Here is a 16,038-nt window from a genome sequence, read left to right as displayed (position 1 = left end):
ATCATAGCTATGCCTGACTCAATATTTCCAAAAACTCCTGCACAACTAGAGCCGGTTGTTCGCTGCATCGGGTAGCATCGTAATGTTTGACAAGACTGATGCCAGAATCTATCGAAAGTCCGCACATTTCATCTTCTGCTGTGTTTTGATGCGATGATTCGCGGTCAATTTTCAGCATTCCTAACTTGTTTTGGTGGAATATAAGAAAGTCAGCTTCTTGGTTTTGTCTCCCTTCCGGTGTTGTGAGTCGGAGTTGGGAGTTGGGGATGAAGAGAGTGGAAGTGCGATCGAGGGTTTCGGCAATTTTCACTTGTGCGTCGGAGTGAAAGCAAAAATCGTTCCAGTTAATTTTGTTTTCCGAGTCAGATAATTCTGTTTCACTGTCAGCGTTTATAGTTTTATCTAAATCAGCTTGACCATAATCAGCTTCATTTAAGTTTGCGAATAATCTAGCACCGCTTAAGTTTGCTCCACTGAGATTTGCACCAGTGAGATTAACTTCGATGGTCAGATTTCGCTGTAGATTCACTTTACCTCGTCTTAAATATCGTTTCAATACTGACTTGAGATTATCTTTTTTGACTTTTTCTTCTAGTGCTTTTGAAAGTAGTTTCCATAGTTTAGCACCAGCATCTTTGATATAATCATATTCATATTCAGCACTGGCTGCAATTTCTTTATAAGACCGCCCTTCCCAGGATTGACGAAACACTAGCTCTTGAACTTTGTTGAGGCGATCGTAGTTGAGGGCTGTTTCTGCGATCGCTATGGCTTCGTCAACGGTCATATGTTAAAGTCCCTTACTAGCGGAGCGTTAAGGTAGGCTGAGTATAGATTGTACCGCAACAGGGAACAAATCTTACTTTTTTATTACTTTTTTATTACTTTTTCTCACTGTTGAAGCTCATATTAAGTCGCTATTATACTTCTAACTACACAGGGATGTCAATATCAATAGCACTCATCAGCAGTCCCAAGGACTTCATTTATGTAGGGATAGAATTAATTCTTATTACCTGGTGGGTTCACAGTTTTAAAAAAAGGGGGGAATGATGGCTGCAAATAACATATCATCACAAGATAATGACCGACCTATCTGGGATGACACCAAGATATATATTACCAAAAATACAGTTAAATTTGGTTCTGATGTCTATCAATTTCGCAACATTACAGGTTTTGGTATATCACCAGTTAAGACCCCAAAAATTCCATTTCAATGGATTTTGGGATTGTTTGTCATTGGACTTGTTGTAGCTACTTATTTTAATAATGCTGAGATGAGAGCGGCAGGAATAATTATGGCGATAGTAGCAATTATCTGGTTAATTGTAAATACTTTTTCGCCCGAAAAATACGGTCTTAAGTTATATCTGAATTCCGGTTCTCCTATGCCAATATTTGTGACAACCGATATGAAAGGATTAAAAAAAGTAGTTGATTTCTTATACAACTTCATGGAAAGTAATGCAGAAGGTAGTTATGTAGTCTATTCGACCGATCGATCTATCCGAATAGAAGGAAGTGTGGGAGGTTCTGTCACAGCAGGTGATATAGGAGGCAGTTCATCAAGTAATGTTGGAGGAAATGTTTCGCGAAATGACTAAAAATAACAGTATTATCCAAATATCAATCAACTTAGGAGGGAATAATGGAAGATAAACAAGGTATTCAAATCGGAGGAAGTGTTGGAGGTGCTGTTACAGGAGGTAATATTCAAGGCACTTCATCAAGTCACGTTGGAGGAGATGTTTCATTCGCTATAAACGAGTTACCTTCATCCTCTGAACCTGATAAACCCGGAATCAAAGAGTTACTGATTGAACTCGAAGCAGCAATTTCAGCCGATCCAAATTTAAGTGAAGATGACAAAGAAGATGCTTTAAAACAAGTAAAGGAATTAGCTGAAGCTGCTACAAATCCTAATGATGCAGAAATGAAGACTAAAGCCAAACAGGCAAATAGGATGCTAGAACGAATTATGAAAAGTGTACCAAAAGCGACAGAACTACTAGAATTCTGCAATAATCTACTGCCATTGATTACTAAAGCGTTTGGGTTTTAGTAAGTGTTTGCAACTCTTAGAATCACGTCTGAGAGTTGCGAACACTTACTATCTTTACCACATAAACAGTTCTTTGTCAACATAAACATATTTGCCCAAAACCGTCAGTGGCATCATCTCCCCGCTGCCAAGCAAATCAATTGAAACCCCATCTCGAATCAGTATTTTAAACAATTCCTCGTCATCTTTGATCAAACTAGCATCTAATTCAATAACTTGACCTTCTTCCCTCATTACCTCCAACAAATCAGAAGTAGATACCTGAAATATTTCCTGATTATTGCACCGCGCAGTCAAGCAATTGCCATAACTGCCCGTAGCTTCAATATCAAATATTTCCCATTGCTTTAAGAGATAATTTTTGTCTAAATATTCAAGGATTTTTGCAACTCTCAATTCCAGTTTTTCCTCTGCTTCGCAGCAAAGTGTCACAGCCCATTTTTGACCGATATTGTAGGTAATAGCCGACTTTTCAGATTTCATAATGCTTCCGGGATTCTACTATATCACTTCACTCTTCAGACTCAAAATCCACGCGATCGAACATTTCACCCAACGACATCTTAACTCAATCCAGGAACATCCTCATACAAAGCAGAGATTGGACACTGAAAATTGATACTAGCCAACTCCAGACATTCCCCCTCACCGCAGGAAGAAAAAACCCAACGCCCTTCCACATCGCGACGGTAGCAATCTACATTCATCCGTTGTTGACCGATTAATACATATTCTTGTATAGTTGAGAGCGATCGATAATCCGCAAATTTATCTCCTCTGTCAAACGCCTCAGTTGTTGGAGATAGGACTTCCACAATTAGCGAAGGATAGCAGATAAAATCGGCAACAGAAGTAGTATCTCGTTCATCGCAAGATACAGCTACATCTGGATAATAAAAAGTATTAATTGTCTCAAATCTTACTTTTGTATCGGCCATAAAAACCAGGCAACCAGTCCCGCGCAGATGATTTCTCAGCAGAGTTGCTAAATTTAGACAAATCAAAACATGGGGATTACTTGCGCCGGCCATTGCATAGATTTGTCCGTTCCTGTATTCATGCTTGATGGGACTTACCAGTTCACCTTCTAAATATTCTTTAACTGAAACGTCAGGATGATTTTTGCTGGCAATCATTACGTTTTCCTCGATTTTTATGATTAAATTTACTCGCTTAATTCGATCTTACTTAATCATGTTTTTTATGGCTACTAATCAGACTCCGACTCAAAATCCACGCGATCGTACATTTCGCCCAAAGACATCTCAAACTGCACCGAGCTCAACACCAGAACCGCTTCAGCACCATCATACTCAGACAAAACCCACTTATTGTCATCCGTCTTAGAAAACTGTTCGACGTGCATCTCGTACTGATCGATCAAAATATACTCCCTCAAAGTGGGAATCGATCGCAAAAGTTTAAATTTTTCACCTCGATCGTAATTTGCTGTCGATTTCGATAAAACCTCAGCCACCATCACCACATTAGTAATCGCATCTTTCCTCCCCTCCGCAAACTCCAGCTTACCCGCAACCACCATCACATCAGGATAAGTACAAAATTGCTTTTGTGGTATCCACAAACGCAAGCCCAAAGCAAATAAATGATAATGTTTCTGTCCTTTAAAAGCAAAATTCAAAGGAGTAATAATATCACCTACTATCATATTGTGGTTGGCGGAATTCGCAGGCATTGGTAATATTTGACCGCGACAATATTCACTTTTGTCCTCTGCTGCTTCTTCTAAAGCAAAATACTCGGCTGGAGTGTAATAAGGTTGTGGCTTACTCTCAATTACTTCTTCGCGAATTTCTGTTGATGCCGTCATACTACATCCTCCTGCGATCGTACTCACAATTATAACCGGATTATCCGCAATCAAAACAACCGCTCAAAGCTCACTATCTGTCATTTTAATTACCTTCCCCTCAAACTCAAAACCCCTCTCCCAACCATCCAAATACTTATCCATATTAGGCTTGAACCACAGCGCCGCTTCCCCGTGTCCCAACTCCACCGCCCGATCGACTAATTCATACCAATGTGTCAGAGGCTTCCCCGTCGCTTCCACCGCTTGCAAATAATCCCAAACCACCTTTGGCACTGATACCGGCGACACCGCATACCTCAACAATTCCTGTGCACCCTCCGGCGAAACAATCACATTATTCTCAACCCAAATCATACCCACATCCGCCGCCTCTTCCCCTTGCCAATTCACCTCGCCTCTCAAAACATAACCCCAAGGTTTGATAAAATTGTCAATCAGATACTGCAACCATTCCACATAATCATAAAATTTTTCCATGCCATTCCACTGAATCCCCCCGCCGTCAGCAGTCGGAATCCACTGACACCACAAACCGGGCTGAGTCTTTGGCGGGCGGTTGTAATTTACGATCGACAATTCCGACTCTTCATCCCACTTTTCATTGACAAAATAGCAGCCTTCTTCGCCCACAGGCAAACCCACGGCTGTTCTCGCCGCATCGGGAACATCTTGCAAAATTTCAGGATTTCGCTTCATTCGCCTCGTCCGAGAAAACTCTAATAAATAAAGAGTTTCGCTATCCAATAACCGCTGATTTAAATGAAATGTGCCTTCAAAGATTGTAGTGTATCCCATGATTTCTATCTATTATAAATGTAGAGATATCGAAGTCTACCTCAGAATAAGTTTTATTGTTTGTGGAACGGGCTTCTAGCCTGTTCCTGACATTGGTGTAAAATATAAGTTTAACCTCAGATGTTACACTATTTTAAGAACGGGCAAGATGCCCGTTCCACAAGAAGATTGAGTCTTTTTGAGAAGAGTCTCCAACCCTACTTAGTCTTGTCCAAATTCCGCGACTCCAACCAAATAGGAATTGCAATCCAAGCAACTGTTAATAGCAAAGCAACTACCGCAAATTGAGCAGCCCAACCTACTAACTTCTCTAAAGACACAACCTGTCCTAAGAAGTATGACAAACTTACCATTACGGATGCCCAGCTTGCGGCACCCAAAATATTGAAGAATGAAAATTGCAAAAAGGGCATTTCTGCAATTCCCGCTAGGGGGCTGGCAAAAATTCGCAGCAGTGCGATGAAACGGCCCAAAAATACGGCTTTAGCTGCATTTTCGCTAAACTTTTCTTTTAAGTCAAACAGTTGTTCTTCCCGAAAGCGGAAGATTTTTCCCAGCTTCAGCAGCAGGGGCCAGCCGCCGTATCTGCCGATCGCATAACCGAAATTTCCCCCCACAGTCGCACCGGCGATCGCACTTCCGAGCACGTACCAGTAATTCAGTTCCCCGCTGCCAGCCAAAAATCCGCCAGCAATCGTAATTGTCTCGCCTGGAAGAGGGACTCCCAGATTTTCTAGCAAAATCCCGAAAAATACAGCCCAGTAGCCGTAATCTCGCGCCAATTGCTGAATAGTCTCTAACGATAAAAACTCAAAAGACATTTCGATATTGCCTTCGTAAACTTTTGCAAAGCTCAATACTTTTATATATTGGCTCGATTCGGCCAATAGTGCAATCTTTCGCTGTGATGAAAAACACACTACACTTGCGATCGCCCGCTCAAGCAAAAACTAACCTTTCAGAGATAATCAATTAATCAGGAATTGTTGCGCTTGCATTCCGATCGAAAGCCAGTCATCTTACTTAATCTACCACAAGTGCGATCGCCTCCGATTATTTAGTCAGCCCGATCGCCTCTTGAAACTTTAGCTGAAATTATTCTGTCTTTTGACAGAAGCAGCAAATCAATTTACTTAGTCGCATTTTACAATCTTAGGGTAACAGTTATGCAATTTCCCAACTTCCACCAACACATCGTGCTTCAGCCTCAAAACTGCCTCGACTCCCAAGCCGGTAGTCTCCTGCAACAACAGCTAGCAGAAATTTTGCCCGATCGCCACAATCTGTGGGTAATTGACATGACTAGCGTCGATTTCATCGACAGTTCGGGGCTGTGCGCTTTAGTCGGCGGGCTCAACGCCGCCCGCCACCGGGGATGTCGCCTCGTCATCTGCAACCTCTCAGCCACAGTCAGGCTAATTTTTGAAATTACTCAACTCGACCAACTCTTTGAAATTTTTGACACTTTCGAGCAAATTATCTCAACAGCAACTCCCGCTTTAGTTGCTTAATAAAAATTCTACTATCTCCCGTTAATTACCCATAATTAGGTTCGTAGTAAGGACGAAGAGTCCTAATTGATTCATCAAGAAAGGACTAAAGTCCTCACTACGAACATAAAGAAGTAATTTGCATATCGTAAATAGGCTTATTTGTCAAGCAATACCAATAACAGACAAATAAATCCGGTACTTGAACGCCGACAGAAGCGATCGCAGGTGCAGCCGGAAAAGGCAAAAGTCGATCGAAACAAATCCTGTCCCCAACGAACCCGAACTGCATCAAATAAGTCGCCGGTGGCGCATTTAAAAGATCCACGAGCAAGCGGAAAGCCAACTCGTACAACTGCTGCCGCCAAACATCAGACAAATGCAGCGGTTGAGAGTAACTCAACTCGCTCGACAACTTGTCAGATTCCCCAGCGATCGCCTCAGCATACAGCGGCCCCTTTGCCGTCAACACCACCGGCAGCCAAAAATTGCCATCGCCGACGGACACTTGTAGTTCCCGAGCCACTCGATCGCGCGCCGCCGCAACATTAGCGCCAAATCGAAACACATATTGACCCGGAAAAACCAGATTGGACGGAACATCCAGCGTCAAAGGGCAAACGATCGCCCCCGAAAGAGCGATCGCGCCAGAATTGAGTTCAGAAACCGCACATATCTCGACTTCAGTTAAAGGATCGGATTGAGCGATCGCAGCCTTGAGGCGATCGGCCGAGCCTTGTTCGTAGCCTGTTACAATCACAACTTTAGGCATTGCCAAAGCTCGGCATTTGAATACCGCGATCGTCCTCAGGATCGACGCTGGGCAGATCCAGGCCCTTAGCCTTGCGGTTGCGTACCGCCAGACGGTAAGTCACGCTCTGTAACTCAGTGTGCAACTGGTTGTTTTCCTTTTGCAGTTGCTGCAACTTTTCCTTAATCGGCTCGATCCGCTCGGCAAACTTCTGGCGGTAAACTCCCGGCAATTCCTGAACCACCTGTTCGAGCATTCTAGAGCGATCGGTCAATTCTTGCACCGACTGTCGCAGTTGGTAAACCTCAGCATCGCGCTCGGCGATTTGTTCTTGATAAAAACCAACTTGCTCTTCCACGGCTTGCAATTGTTCTCGCATCGCCTGCATTTGAGCTTGGTGGCGATCGGAAACTTCCGGCGCCGGGACAAAACTCGAATTTCCCTTGACCAGTCTGAAAAGTTCTTGAGATAACTGCTGCACCAATTGGTCGCGCATTTGCAGCTCTTCGGTGAGACGAGATACCTCTGATTGCAGTTCTTTTGAGCTTACAAGTTTCGTCTGATTCACAATGGCCCTCAGTTTTTACATTATATATTTCTTTAAAATATCTTTACCTTACCTCAGAGGCAAGAGGCACTTGAAAAGTTTTGAACCCGCAGTCGCTAGAGCGATCGGTGACAAATCAACGACCAAGCCCAGTTTAACCCCGATCGGCACCAACATCAGCCGATTTTAGATTTTAGATTTTAGATTTTATAAGGGATTGAAGCGCACACCTACAGTTGCATGATTGCGGTTTGAGTCAAATATTTGGTTAAAAAAACCGCTTTTGAGAGACAAGTTCATCTGTGTGGCCTCGCTTACCTCAGAAACCAGGTTTCTGCGTAGATTTCTTATCCCTGTCGCAAAATTGGTAGAAACCTGGTTTCTAACTACATATCACGATGAGCTTTTTCTGGCAAGAGTGCGAGATCTCCAGTTTACCCGATCGCCGCCGAGAGCACTTTGCCAGCTTCATCCAAGGTGCCGCCAAAACAGATAATTCCGTCCTCGTGACCGGCCATGGCCAGAATTTTGCGATCGGCCAAATTCTCCTCGTCAAAAAGTCTAAACATTTCTAGCGCCATTTGAGGAGTGCCATAGGGTATCTCTTTTCTAGTAGTAGGAATTTTAAACAGCAGTTGCTGCCATAGTTGAGGATTGTGAACGTGAATTATCGCACGCACATCATCTCTGCGAAGGTACAGTGCAGCGTGAGTTAGAGACTCCGACGAAGCTGGTACGGGGCCGCGACAGCCGAGGAAATTTTGTTCTAAGTTAAATTCGGTAACAGTACAATAAAATTCAGGCCCCAGATTTGGCAAGTGTGCCGTCTGGGTGCCTGAAATAATGAACTGACAAGAATTGCCAATTCTGATACTGATGTTACCAAAACCAATACTATTTTCGTAGACGCCTATTAGTCCCCAAGAGTGGAGTCGATCGCGCCAGTCCATCAAATCTGCTATGTTCTCGGCAGCTAAAGGATCTGCCTCTTGCCATTCGCAGCGGTACTTAACGACTCCTTCATCCATCTATTTTTATTCCTAGCAAATCCACGACACACAAGTCAGCTTCTGAGACTTCACCGAAGTTGTCAAACTGTTTTTTTGTCTGCTGCCTTCTGTCGAGAGTGCCTGAGTGCCTTCAATAATTTACATTCCTGTGTCACCGTAATTGGCGATCGACATTAGCAAAAAGTATACTACGCAAGAAGAACAAATTATTCCAAACATCATAAGTCTAGCCTCAACAGGTCATTGCAAAAGTGGAAGGTAAAAACACACGCTTTCAGGCTGGGAGTTTGATTCTTGGCTCTTGCTAGATCGAGTCTCTTATGTGAAACTATCTAACTTCCCTCAACAAGTTATTGCTTGAGATTACAGTATTTCTACTGAGCTTGTTAACCCTCTCAACAATATTTAACGATCGAGTAGTCCTTTATCCGGAAACTTAGGTAAAATCAACCGTACATTTACTTATTTTTTATTATATAGATATTTAAGTGAGCTGAACACAAAATCAAAAAAGTTTACCAAATCAACACAAATGCCAGCCGATCTGGAGTTGTTAATTACTGAAACCCTTGCTATTATTGCTTTTCCGTTTTCTCATACAACTCAATCAGGTTCAGCTAAGACCGTCCGATCGCCAAAACAAGCTGAAACCCTTGCTGTGATTGATTTTTCCTTTTCTCGTATCGCTCAATCAGGTTCAATTAAGACCCTCCGATCGCCAAAACGATGTGAAAAATAGACACGGAGATTGCTGTCACGCGCGATCGCAATTAAGTACGTCGGCGCTCTAAAAGGCAACTATGTTAAGGATCGTAAAGTATCCAAATGGGAAGAAACCAGAACTCGTCAGTCTATTTACATACTGTTACATGGTTCTGTTTAATCTCGCCGACCTAACCAAAAAAACCTTAACTGCAACATCTGCTCGCCGTTGTTTACCCCAAAAAAGCAAGCCGATCGAGCAGTGGCTCGATCGGCTAAACTCTTCTGTGGAGGGCTCGCGCCCGCAGCCCTTTAAATGTGGAAATGATACAAAATGCTGCCGTCGTCTTTAATTTCACAGTTGGCATTAAAGACTTCAGCTTGTTGGTTCAAAAAACGCTGGGCGACATCCGGCGACAGCCGCGTCTCCATCGCAAACCGTACCAGAGTGATTTCGCCGCTGCCTTCCTTGATCAGTCGGTACAAAGCACTTTGGAGCCTTTCGCTCTCTTCTCGCTGAAAAGCTGCTTTGTTCCTCCAATCCGCCACTGAAGGAATCAAACCGCGACTTACCAAAATCGCTAACAGCAGGCCAACTCCCACAATCAGAGGCACAGTTGGATCGCTCGTGGGCGTCGCCACAATTTGTGGCGCTGTAGCGGCGGCCAAACTGCTCACCATTTCTTTTTCCGAGGCTTGCGTATCCGCCATCGCAAGCTGAGTTTTGTTGTAAACGTCTTGCTGAAGCTTCATTTGCTGCAACAGGCGAGCGCGCTCTCTTTCGTATTGGTCGAGTTTTTGCTGAGCTTGTTTCAGGTCTTGAGTGACTTGTGCCAAGCGTTGGTTGAGCGTCTGATTGACTGATTGCCAGCGATATCTGTTAATCAGCCGGCTTTTTTCAACCATGCCCTTCATCAACATATCCGCTGTTTTGATTGCTTGCTGCTGATCGAGCGAGCGATACCCAACAGCAATCTCTAGCGGTTGTTCCGGCTTAGAAATCTGGACGCTAGCATTTTGTCGAACTTGCTGTGGCGACAGTTTAACTGCATCTGCCACTGCTTTGACAACATTATCTGCCAGTAGAACATCCGGAGTCAGTTGCTCTCCCTGCTTGAGAATTGTCGTGCCCGTGCTCGAAAATTTGACTGGCGGATTGTTAGAAGTGAGAGTGCCTTGGGCCATGAATCCGGGTGGCGGAGCTAGGCGGTAGGCAAGGGCCCCTGAAATACCCATAATTACAGCGAAACTGCCTAAGGCAATCCATCTGTACTGATTTGCTGAAGATCTAAAACGTAAATTTCCCATTTTGATAGTCAAGTCATAACTTTCACTTTGCTTGCAGCTAGTCCCAAACCAAAGAGCGATAGTCTCTTTCTTTTGAGTGAAATTGACTGCTGAAAAATTCCTCAGATTGTAACGAAAAGCTCTCAAATCGGCTTTTCAGAGTTGCCAATATTCATGTTCGGAAAAAAGCATCGCAATGCTGTATTTTTTCGTAAATCTAACCTCAGCTTTTATCTTTAGGAATTCTCAGAAAATTACTGGGCGATCGGGATTTGGGAAGTTTGCTGCCACCAGCCGCTCATCGCGAGAGTCTGCTCTCACGAGCTTTGCCGTGTTTGTTGGCACTCAAAACGTTGACCTTTTCGCCTCTGGCAATCCTCCAGTTATTTTACTTCTTGCTGTGCATTTTGCGGAAGCGATCGGGCCAGATGCGTCGTTACTCGATCGCAAATAATAGCACGTCGCAATAAATTTTTGCTTTGGTTTAGGGGCGACGTTAGTTCTGTCGTGGCATTTGGCGAAAGTCTGAGACCTTGCTTGCACTAGATATTTTTTCCGGTCGGCATATTTCTACCCATCACAGTCACAGAAAGTCCAGTAATCGGGTCTACAGACTTGAGCAGCTAAACTCCCGCTTTGAATAACAAACTGCCAATTTTGTTCGATTTTCTCAAATAAGAGCCTGTCAAACAATGAAAAAAACCTTAAATATTCTTCCTAAAAAGTTACCAAGTCAGAATTATACCACGTACCAAGACTCTTTGCTACACATAAAAAAGTTGTGGAGCAGGCCGCGAGACCTACTCCACATCATCATCATCATCATCATCATCATGATGATTTGACAAAGGATACGATCGACCGTACCGACGAAAGTTCAGAAGCCGATCGGCAAAATAAGACCCTCGCGGGCCATAACAGCCTTGGGAAAAGCGATTTGCACGTCTTCGGCGATGCGATCGAGAAAATCGTCAGTATGAGCCGGATCGTGGTGAAAAATCACCACCCGTTTCACCCGGGCCTCCTTAGCCATTCTCACCGCTTCCTGCCAAGTCGAGTGTCCCCAACCCACCTTCGGAGACTTGGGGTTGTGATATTCCTCGTCGGTGTACATCGCATCGTAGATCAGCACGTCAGCGTCGAGGGCTAAATTGTACACATTTTCATCTATTCGATCGGGAAAATGTTCCGTATCCGAACAGTAAACAACTGAACGTCCCTGCCAAGTCACCCGATATCCCATAGCAGTATTCGGGTGATTCAGAGAACCAGTTCTAATCTCAATATCGTCCAGCATCATCGTCTGGTTGTGATCGATCTCGTGAAAAGTCAGATCTGCCGGCAAACCCATCAGCGGTACCGGCGAATTGGAGTGCAAAACCCGTTCGACGAAGTGCCGTTTCAGGCAATCTCCATCGGGGGGAATTGCCCCATAAATATCAAAGCTATTGCCGCGAATGAAAGCTGGGGCGAACATTGGGAACCCTTGAATGTGATCCCAGTGATAGTGAGTAAAAAACATATAAGCTTGCACGGGCATTTCTTGCAGCAACTGGTCTCCCAGCATCCGCAAGCCAGTTCCGCCGTCAAAAATCAAGCGTTTTCCACCGACTCGCATTTCCAAACAAGAAGTATTGCCACCGTAGCGAACAGTTTCCGATCCGGGTGTCGGAACACTGCCCCGCACGCCCCAGAACTGTACTACAAAATCATCTATACCTTTTATTGCTTCGGAGGGTTGAGGGCAATCAACGGGATTTGCCACTACAGAGGACAAGCTGATTTCCATTTTAAAATTCAGACTTTAAGGTTCCACATTGTCCGTGATGGCGCAGCAGATGGTCGCACAACACTAAAGCTACCATTGCTTCGACCATTGGCACAGCTCTTGGTAAAACGCAAGGGTCGTGCCTTCCTTTTGCCGCCAGCAGCGTTGCTTCCCCCTCTCGGGTGACTGTGCGCTGTTGCTGGCGAATTGTTGCAGTTGGCTTGAAAGCCGCGCGCAGAATGATATTTTCACCGTTAGCAATGCCACCCTGAATTCCACCGGAGCGATTCGTGACTGTACGAATTTCTCCTTGTTCATCAGTATAGTATTCATCATTATGTTCGCTGCCCAAAAGCAGAGTCCCCGCAAAGCCCGAACCAATTTCAAAGCCTTTGCTGGCGGGTAATGACATAATCGCTTTGGCCAAATCGGCTTCGAGTTTGTCGAATACCGGCATTCCCAGACCTTTGGGTACGTTGCGGGCGACGCATTCGACTACGCCGCCGATCGAATCTCCACTGTCGCGAACTTTTTCGATCAGTTCAATCATTTTAATGGCGCATTCGGCATCGGGACAGCGAACGATGTTGCTTTCTACTTGTTCTAAGGTAACAGTGTCCGGGTCGGCGACGCATTCTAAGTCTTTGATGCGTTTGACGTAGCCGACTATTTCTACGCCTGCTGCTTGTTGGAGAATTTTTTTGGCGATCGCCCCTGCTGCTACTCTACCAATTGTTTCTCTCGCCGACGATCGACCTCCGCCTTGCCAGTTGCGAATTCCGTACTTAGCATCGTAGGTAGCATCAGCATGGGAAGGACGGTAAGTTGTGGCCATTTCGCCATAATCTTGGGGACGAGTGTCTTGATTGCGGACTAAAATGGCGATCGGCGTTCCCAGAGTTTTGCCTTCAAACACCCCCGACAGAATTTCGCAGGTATCAGCTTCTTTGCGGGGCGTGGTAATTTTGCTTTGTCCGGGGCGGCGGCGATCGAGTTCCGCTTGAATTTCCGATGGGTCGATCGACACCAGAGGCGGGCAACCGTCAATTACCACTCCCACACCCCCGCCGTGAGATTCCCCAAATGTCGATATCCGAAATAGATGCCCAAAGCTATTGCCCATAATGCTTTTCCCTGAAACTTAATAATTTTTACTTTAACTGGAAGATAGATTTCTCAAATATAGATTTAGCGTATTTTAAAGAATATAGCATTGAGCAGCAGGAGACGGTGATTCGCGCAACGCAGAAGTTCGATCGCAGCGGGGAGGGGGAAAATTGGGAAAGGGGGAGAGGGGGAGATGGGGAGAGAGGGGGGAGGGGGAGATGGGGAGAGAGGGAAAATCTTCCTTCTTCCCTCTTCCTTCTTCCTTCATTTCTAATCTTCGTGTTCTTCAAAAGGATCTCTCAATTCCTTAGCAGGAGGGCCGAAAGCCGTGTAGATCGAGAAACCGGTGATTGCCACCAGACACATACCGAGAGAAATGCCGAGAACTGCTGCTGGTTCCATATTGAGGAGCGATTATGAGTGATCCCCTCTATAATATTACAAAAAATAACAATTCGTCTAAAAGTCTAGTAATTTGAGGCGCGGTACGGTATGGCAGCCTCTGAGTGGGACAGGGAGAGGGGGAGAGTGTCCGAGTGGGGGATCTGAGAAATTGCGATCGCAATTAGCGGTGGAAATATGTCAAACTTTTCTGTAGAGATTCATTGCAGGTGACTTATGGCACAACGGACTTGGTTGGGAGACAGACTCAAACCCCTTAACTCAGAATACGGCAAGGTAGCCCCCGGTTGGGGAACCACCCTATTGATGAGCGTTTTCATTGGACTGTTTTTCGTGTTCTTGTTGATTATTTTGCAAATCTACAACTCTTCTCTGATTCTAGAGAATGTGGACGTTGATTGGTCGAGTCTCGGCCGCTAAACTTTGAGCAGCGAAATTTAAGACTAACAGTAAAAGCTGAGGGTAGAGGAGAAAGGGTAAAAGCTAAGTTTTCCCATTTCCCCTTGCCCTTTCCCGTTAGTGCGTCGGAATTAAATTCTAACTAATTAAACAAATTGCAGGAGAAACAAAATGAATATTTTTGGCATTGGCTTGCCGGAAATGGCAGTAATTTTCACCATCGCGCTGTTGGTATTCGGCCCGAAAAAGTTGCCAGAAATTGGTCGTAGTTTCGGGAAAGCACTGCGGAGTTTTCAGGATGCTTCGCGGGATTTTGAGTCGGAGTTTACGCGGGAAACGAAGCAGTTAGAAGAAGCAGTCGCAATCAAAAAGCCGGAACCGGAAAAACTCGCGGCTGTTAAGGAAGATAGCACAGACATTTAAATGAACAACACTCAGAAGTCGGAAACTCCAGCAGAGTTGGTGATTCCCCAGCTAATTGTAGGTTTGGGGAATCCAGAACCAAAGTACGATCGCACGCGACACAATATCGGCTTTAATGCAGTAGATGCTTTGGCTCAAGCTTGGCAGATTTCGCTGTTGGAAAATCGCAAATTTCAAGGCATATTCGGCGAGGGAAATCGGCCGCGCGGACAGAAAATTCGGTTGCTGAAACCGCTGACGTACATGAATCTGTCGGGCCAATCGATTCGGGCGGCTGCGGATTGGTACAAAATACCTGCGCCTGCTGTGTTAGTAGTGTACGACGATATGGATTTGCCGATCGGGAAAATGAGAATGCGCCTAGCCGGTTCAGCGGGCGGGCACAACGGCATGAAATCCACAATTTCTCATTTGGGGACAGACAAATTTCCCCGATTGCGGATTGGCATCGGCAAACCTCAAAGCGATCCTGCTAAAAATGATAAAGATACGATTTCCTTCGTATTAGGAAAATTTTCCTCAGAGGAAAGTCAGTTAGTAGAGAAGATGCTGAAATTGGTTGTAGAGGCGATCGAGCTAAGTCTGCAACAAGGAATAGAAAAAAGCATGAGTCTCTACAACAATCGTACCATTATAGAAACAAACGCGGAAACAAAAAGGTGAGTTCGAGACGTTTGCCTGAAACTACAGCCCATGTCCGAGTTACGGGTCAATCTTGGCTAAAAGGCACGATTGAAGGTGAAGTAAGTGCCGGCAGTTTTGAGTGGCACTTTCAATGGCGTTTTCGGGAAGAAAAAACACTAATTCTGGAACCTTCTCAGGGTAGGGCATTGATTCAGGAACCGCTGCACCGTTTTCTAGAAAAATGGGATTATCAGCTTGAACCAGGTGGCGATTATTCGTTTACGGTTCGGGCTCAGTTTTAAAATTGATATTTATTTTGGAATAATTCTTGACACTTTATGCTAAATCTAGCATAATAGAATTGTAGGCACAAACAAAAACAACAGGAATCGATAGCCATGAGAAAAAACTTCTTGAGACAATATTGTAAATATGACAAAAATATCATTCAAAACTATTGTATGGATTGGAAGTTCTCTGAACGATCTTAGAGAATTTCCAGAAGATGTACATGACATCATGGGCTATGCTCTGTATCTAGCACAAACAGGAGATAAATACGAATCTGCTAAACCTCTCAAAGGATTTGGAAGTGCCAAAGTTTTGGAAATTACCGATGACCATGATGGGGATACTTATAGAGCCGTTTACACCGTAAAATTTGCAGATACAGTATATGTTTTGCACGCTTTTCAGAAAAAATCAAAAAAAGGAATTGCTACACCACAACAGGATATTACCTTAATCCAAGAAAGACTAAAACGAGCTCAAGAGCATTACGAAGAGTTCAAGAATAAGTAGCGGTGAAAATAAGTAGTAATAGCAGTTACTTAT

At 44.4% G+C, this 16,038-nt stretch carries 22 protein-coding genes; 9 read left to right on the top strand and 13 right to left on the bottom strand.

Going from position 1 to position 16,038, the window contains the following annotated elements; translation table 11 throughout:
* Positions 1 to 7: 7 nt before the first annotated feature.
* On the bottom strand, positions 8 to 787 hold the full coding sequence (locus JGK22_RS06990; RefSeq protein WP_293312599.1) for a pentapeptide repeat-containing protein: 780 nt from the start codon (positions 785 to 787) through the stop codon (positions 8 to 10).
* A 262-nt stretch (positions 788 to 1,049) separates the two neighbouring features.
* Here JGK22_RS06990 and JGK22_RS06985 point away from each other — a divergent pair, with 262 nt between their 5' ends.
* Together JGK22_RS06985 and JGK22_RS06980 are read left to right on the top strand one after the other, a co-directional pair.
* Positions 1,050 to 1,607, top strand: a complete 558-nt coding sequence (locus JGK22_RS06985; RefSeq protein WP_293179998.1) for a DUF6232 family protein — start codon at positions 1,050 to 1,052, stop codon at positions 1,605 to 1,607.
* 44 nt (positions 1,608 to 1,651) lie between these two features.
* Positions 1,652 to 2,065 (top strand): hypothetical protein, encoded by a 414-nt coding sequence (locus JGK22_RS06980; RefSeq protein WP_293180001.1) that lies wholly within the window; start codon positions 1,652 to 1,654, stop codon positions 2,063 to 2,065.
* A 54-nt stretch (positions 2,066 to 2,119) separates the two neighbouring features.
* On the opposite strand, the gene JGK22_RS06975 is transcribed toward JGK22_RS06980, so the two are convergent.
* The 5 genes from JGK22_RS06975 to JGK22_RS06955 form a co-directional block, all read right to left on the bottom strand.
* Positions 2,120 to 2,548, bottom strand: a complete 429-nt coding sequence (locus JGK22_RS06975) for a hypothetical protein (RefSeq protein ID WP_293180004.1) — start codon at positions 2,546 to 2,548, stop codon at positions 2,120 to 2,122.
* Positions 2,549 to 2,628: 80 nt separating this feature from the next.
* On the bottom strand, positions 2,629 to 3,201 hold the full coding sequence (locus JGK22_RS06970; RefSeq protein WP_293312597.1) for a Uma2 family endonuclease: 573 nt from the start codon (positions 3,199 to 3,201) through the stop codon (positions 2,629 to 2,631).
* 74 nt (positions 3,202 to 3,275) lie between these two features.
* The gene (locus JGK22_RS06965) at positions 3,276 to 3,896 is read right to left on the bottom strand and encodes a Uma2 family endonuclease (protein WP_293180010.1); all 621 of its coding nucleotides are present in this window, start codon (positions 3,894 to 3,896) and stop codon (positions 3,276 to 3,278) included.
* Positions 3,897 to 3,959: 63 nt separating this feature from the next.
* Positions 3,960 to 4,694, bottom strand: a complete 735-nt coding sequence (locus JGK22_RS06960; protein ID WP_293190115.1) for a hypothetical protein — start codon at positions 4,692 to 4,694, stop codon at positions 3,960 to 3,962.
* A gap of 197 nt (positions 4,695 to 4,891) precedes the next feature.
* The gene (locus tag JGK22_RS06955; RefSeq protein ID WP_293151269.1) at positions 4,892 to 5,515 is read right to left on the bottom strand and encodes a DedA family protein; all 624 of its coding nucleotides are present in this window, start codon (positions 5,513 to 5,515) and stop codon (positions 4,892 to 4,894) included.
* 345 nt (positions 5,516 to 5,860) lie between these two features.
* On the opposite strand from JGK22_RS06955, the gene JGK22_RS06950 reads away from it, so the two are divergent.
* Positions 5,861 to 6,205, top strand: coding sequence for an STAS domain-containing protein (locus tag JGK22_RS06950; RefSeq protein ID WP_293197027.1), 345 nt, complete (start codon positions 5,861 to 5,863; stop codon positions 6,203 to 6,205).
* 97 nt (positions 6,206 to 6,302) lie between these two features.
* Here JGK22_RS06950 and JGK22_RS06945 read toward each other — a convergent pair whose 3' ends face one another.
* The 4 genes from JGK22_RS06945 to JGK22_RS06930 all read right to left on the bottom strand — a co-directional run bounded on the left by JGK22_RS06945 (position 6,303) and on the right by JGK22_RS06930 (position 10,430).
* Complete coding sequence (locus JGK22_RS06945) at positions 6,303 to 6,956, bottom strand: hypothetical protein (protein ID WP_293197026.1); 654 nt, start codon at positions 6,954 to 6,956, stop codon at positions 6,303 to 6,305.
* Positions 6,949 to 7,503, bottom strand: a complete 555-nt coding sequence (locus tag JGK22_RS06940) for an Npun_F5560 family protein (protein ID WP_293151059.1) — start codon at positions 7,501 to 7,503, stop codon at positions 6,949 to 6,951. The genes JGK22_RS06945 and JGK22_RS06940 overlap by 8 nt, the downstream gene beginning before the upstream one ends.
* Positions 7,504 to 7,916: 413 nt before the next feature.
* Positions 7,917 to 8,510, bottom strand: coding sequence for a class II aldolase/adducin family protein (locus JGK22_RS06935; RefSeq protein WP_293190114.1), 594 nt, complete (start codon positions 8,508 to 8,510; stop codon positions 7,917 to 7,919).
* A 996-nt stretch (positions 8,511 to 9,506) separates the two neighbouring features.
* Positions 9,507 to 10,430, bottom strand: a complete 924-nt coding sequence (locus JGK22_RS06930) for a hypothetical protein (RefSeq protein WP_293151072.1) — start codon at positions 10,428 to 10,430, stop codon at positions 9,507 to 9,509.
* 247 nt (positions 10,431 to 10,677) lie between these two features.
* Here JGK22_RS06930 and JGK22_RS06925 point away from each other — a divergent pair, with 247 nt between their 5' ends.
* The gene (locus JGK22_RS06925; RefSeq protein ID WP_293180028.1) at positions 10,678 to 10,935 is read left to right on the top strand and encodes a hypothetical protein; all 258 of its coding nucleotides are present in this window, start codon (positions 10,678 to 10,680) and stop codon (positions 10,933 to 10,935) included.
* A 423-nt stretch (positions 10,936 to 11,358) separates the two neighbouring features.
* Here JGK22_RS06925 and JGK22_RS06920 read toward each other — a convergent pair whose 3' ends face one another.
* The 3 genes from JGK22_RS06920 to psbN form a co-directional block, all read right to left on the bottom strand.
* Positions 11,359 to 12,270: an MBL fold metallo-hydrolase gene (locus JGK22_RS06920; RefSeq protein WP_293180031.1), complete on the bottom strand. Its 912-nt coding sequence runs from the start codon at positions 12,268 to 12,270 to the stop codon at positions 11,359 to 11,361.
* 1 nt (position 12,271) lies between these two features.
* A complete protein-coding gene (gene aroC, locus JGK22_RS06915; RefSeq protein ID WP_293151084.1) occupies positions 12,272 to 13,372 on the bottom strand; it encodes a chorismate synthase in 1,101 nt (366 codons plus the stop codon).
* A gap of 254 nt (positions 13,373 to 13,626) precedes the next feature.
* Positions 13,627 to 13,758: a photosystem II reaction center protein PsbN gene (psbN, locus tag JGK22_RS06910; protein ID WP_193971847.1), complete on the bottom strand. Its 132-nt coding sequence runs from the start codon at positions 13,756 to 13,758 to the stop codon at positions 13,627 to 13,629.
* A 216-nt stretch (positions 13,759 to 13,974) separates the two neighbouring features.
* Between psbN and psbH the strand changes: the two genes are divergently transcribed.
* The 5 genes from psbH (at position 13,975) to JGK22_RS06885 (ending at position 16,005) form a co-directional block, all read left to right on the top strand.
* Positions 13,975 to 14,178, top strand: a complete 204-nt coding sequence (gene psbH / locus JGK22_RS06905) for a photosystem II reaction center protein PsbH (RefSeq protein WP_293127124.1) — start codon at positions 13,975 to 13,977, stop codon at positions 14,176 to 14,178.
* 150 nt (positions 14,179 to 14,328) lie between these two features.
* Positions 14,329 to 14,580, top strand: coding sequence for a TatA/E family twin arginine-targeting protein translocase (locus tag JGK22_RS06900; protein ID WP_293180036.1), 252 nt, complete (start codon positions 14,329 to 14,331; stop codon positions 14,578 to 14,580).
* Positions 14,581 to 15,243 (top strand): aminoacyl-tRNA hydrolase, encoded by a 663-nt coding sequence (gene pth, locus JGK22_RS06895; protein ID WP_293190112.1) that lies wholly within the window; start codon positions 14,581 to 14,583, stop codon positions 15,241 to 15,243.
* Positions 15,240 to 15,506, top strand: coding sequence for a DUF3146 family protein (locus JGK22_RS06890; RefSeq protein ID WP_293190111.1), 267 nt, complete (start codon positions 15,240 to 15,242; stop codon positions 15,504 to 15,506). The genes pth and JGK22_RS06890 overlap by 4 nt, the downstream gene beginning before the upstream one ends.
* Before the next feature lie 130 nt (positions 15,507 to 15,636).
* Positions 15,637 to 16,005: a type II toxin-antitoxin system RelE/ParE family toxin gene (locus JGK22_RS06885; RefSeq protein WP_293190110.1), complete on the top strand. Its 369-nt coding sequence runs from the start codon at positions 15,637 to 15,639 to the stop codon at positions 16,003 to 16,005.
* Positions 16,006 to 16,038 lie beyond the last annotated feature (33 nt).

It is taken from the genome of Microcoleus sp. PH2017_08_TRC_O_A, assembly GCF_020738665.1.
Classification (GTDB): Bacteria; Cyanobacteriota; Cyanobacteriia; order Cyanobacteriales; family Microcoleaceae; genus Microcoleus.
Note: the sequence above shows the minus strand (reverse complement) of the source record. Positions and strands in the feature narration are given on the sequence as shown.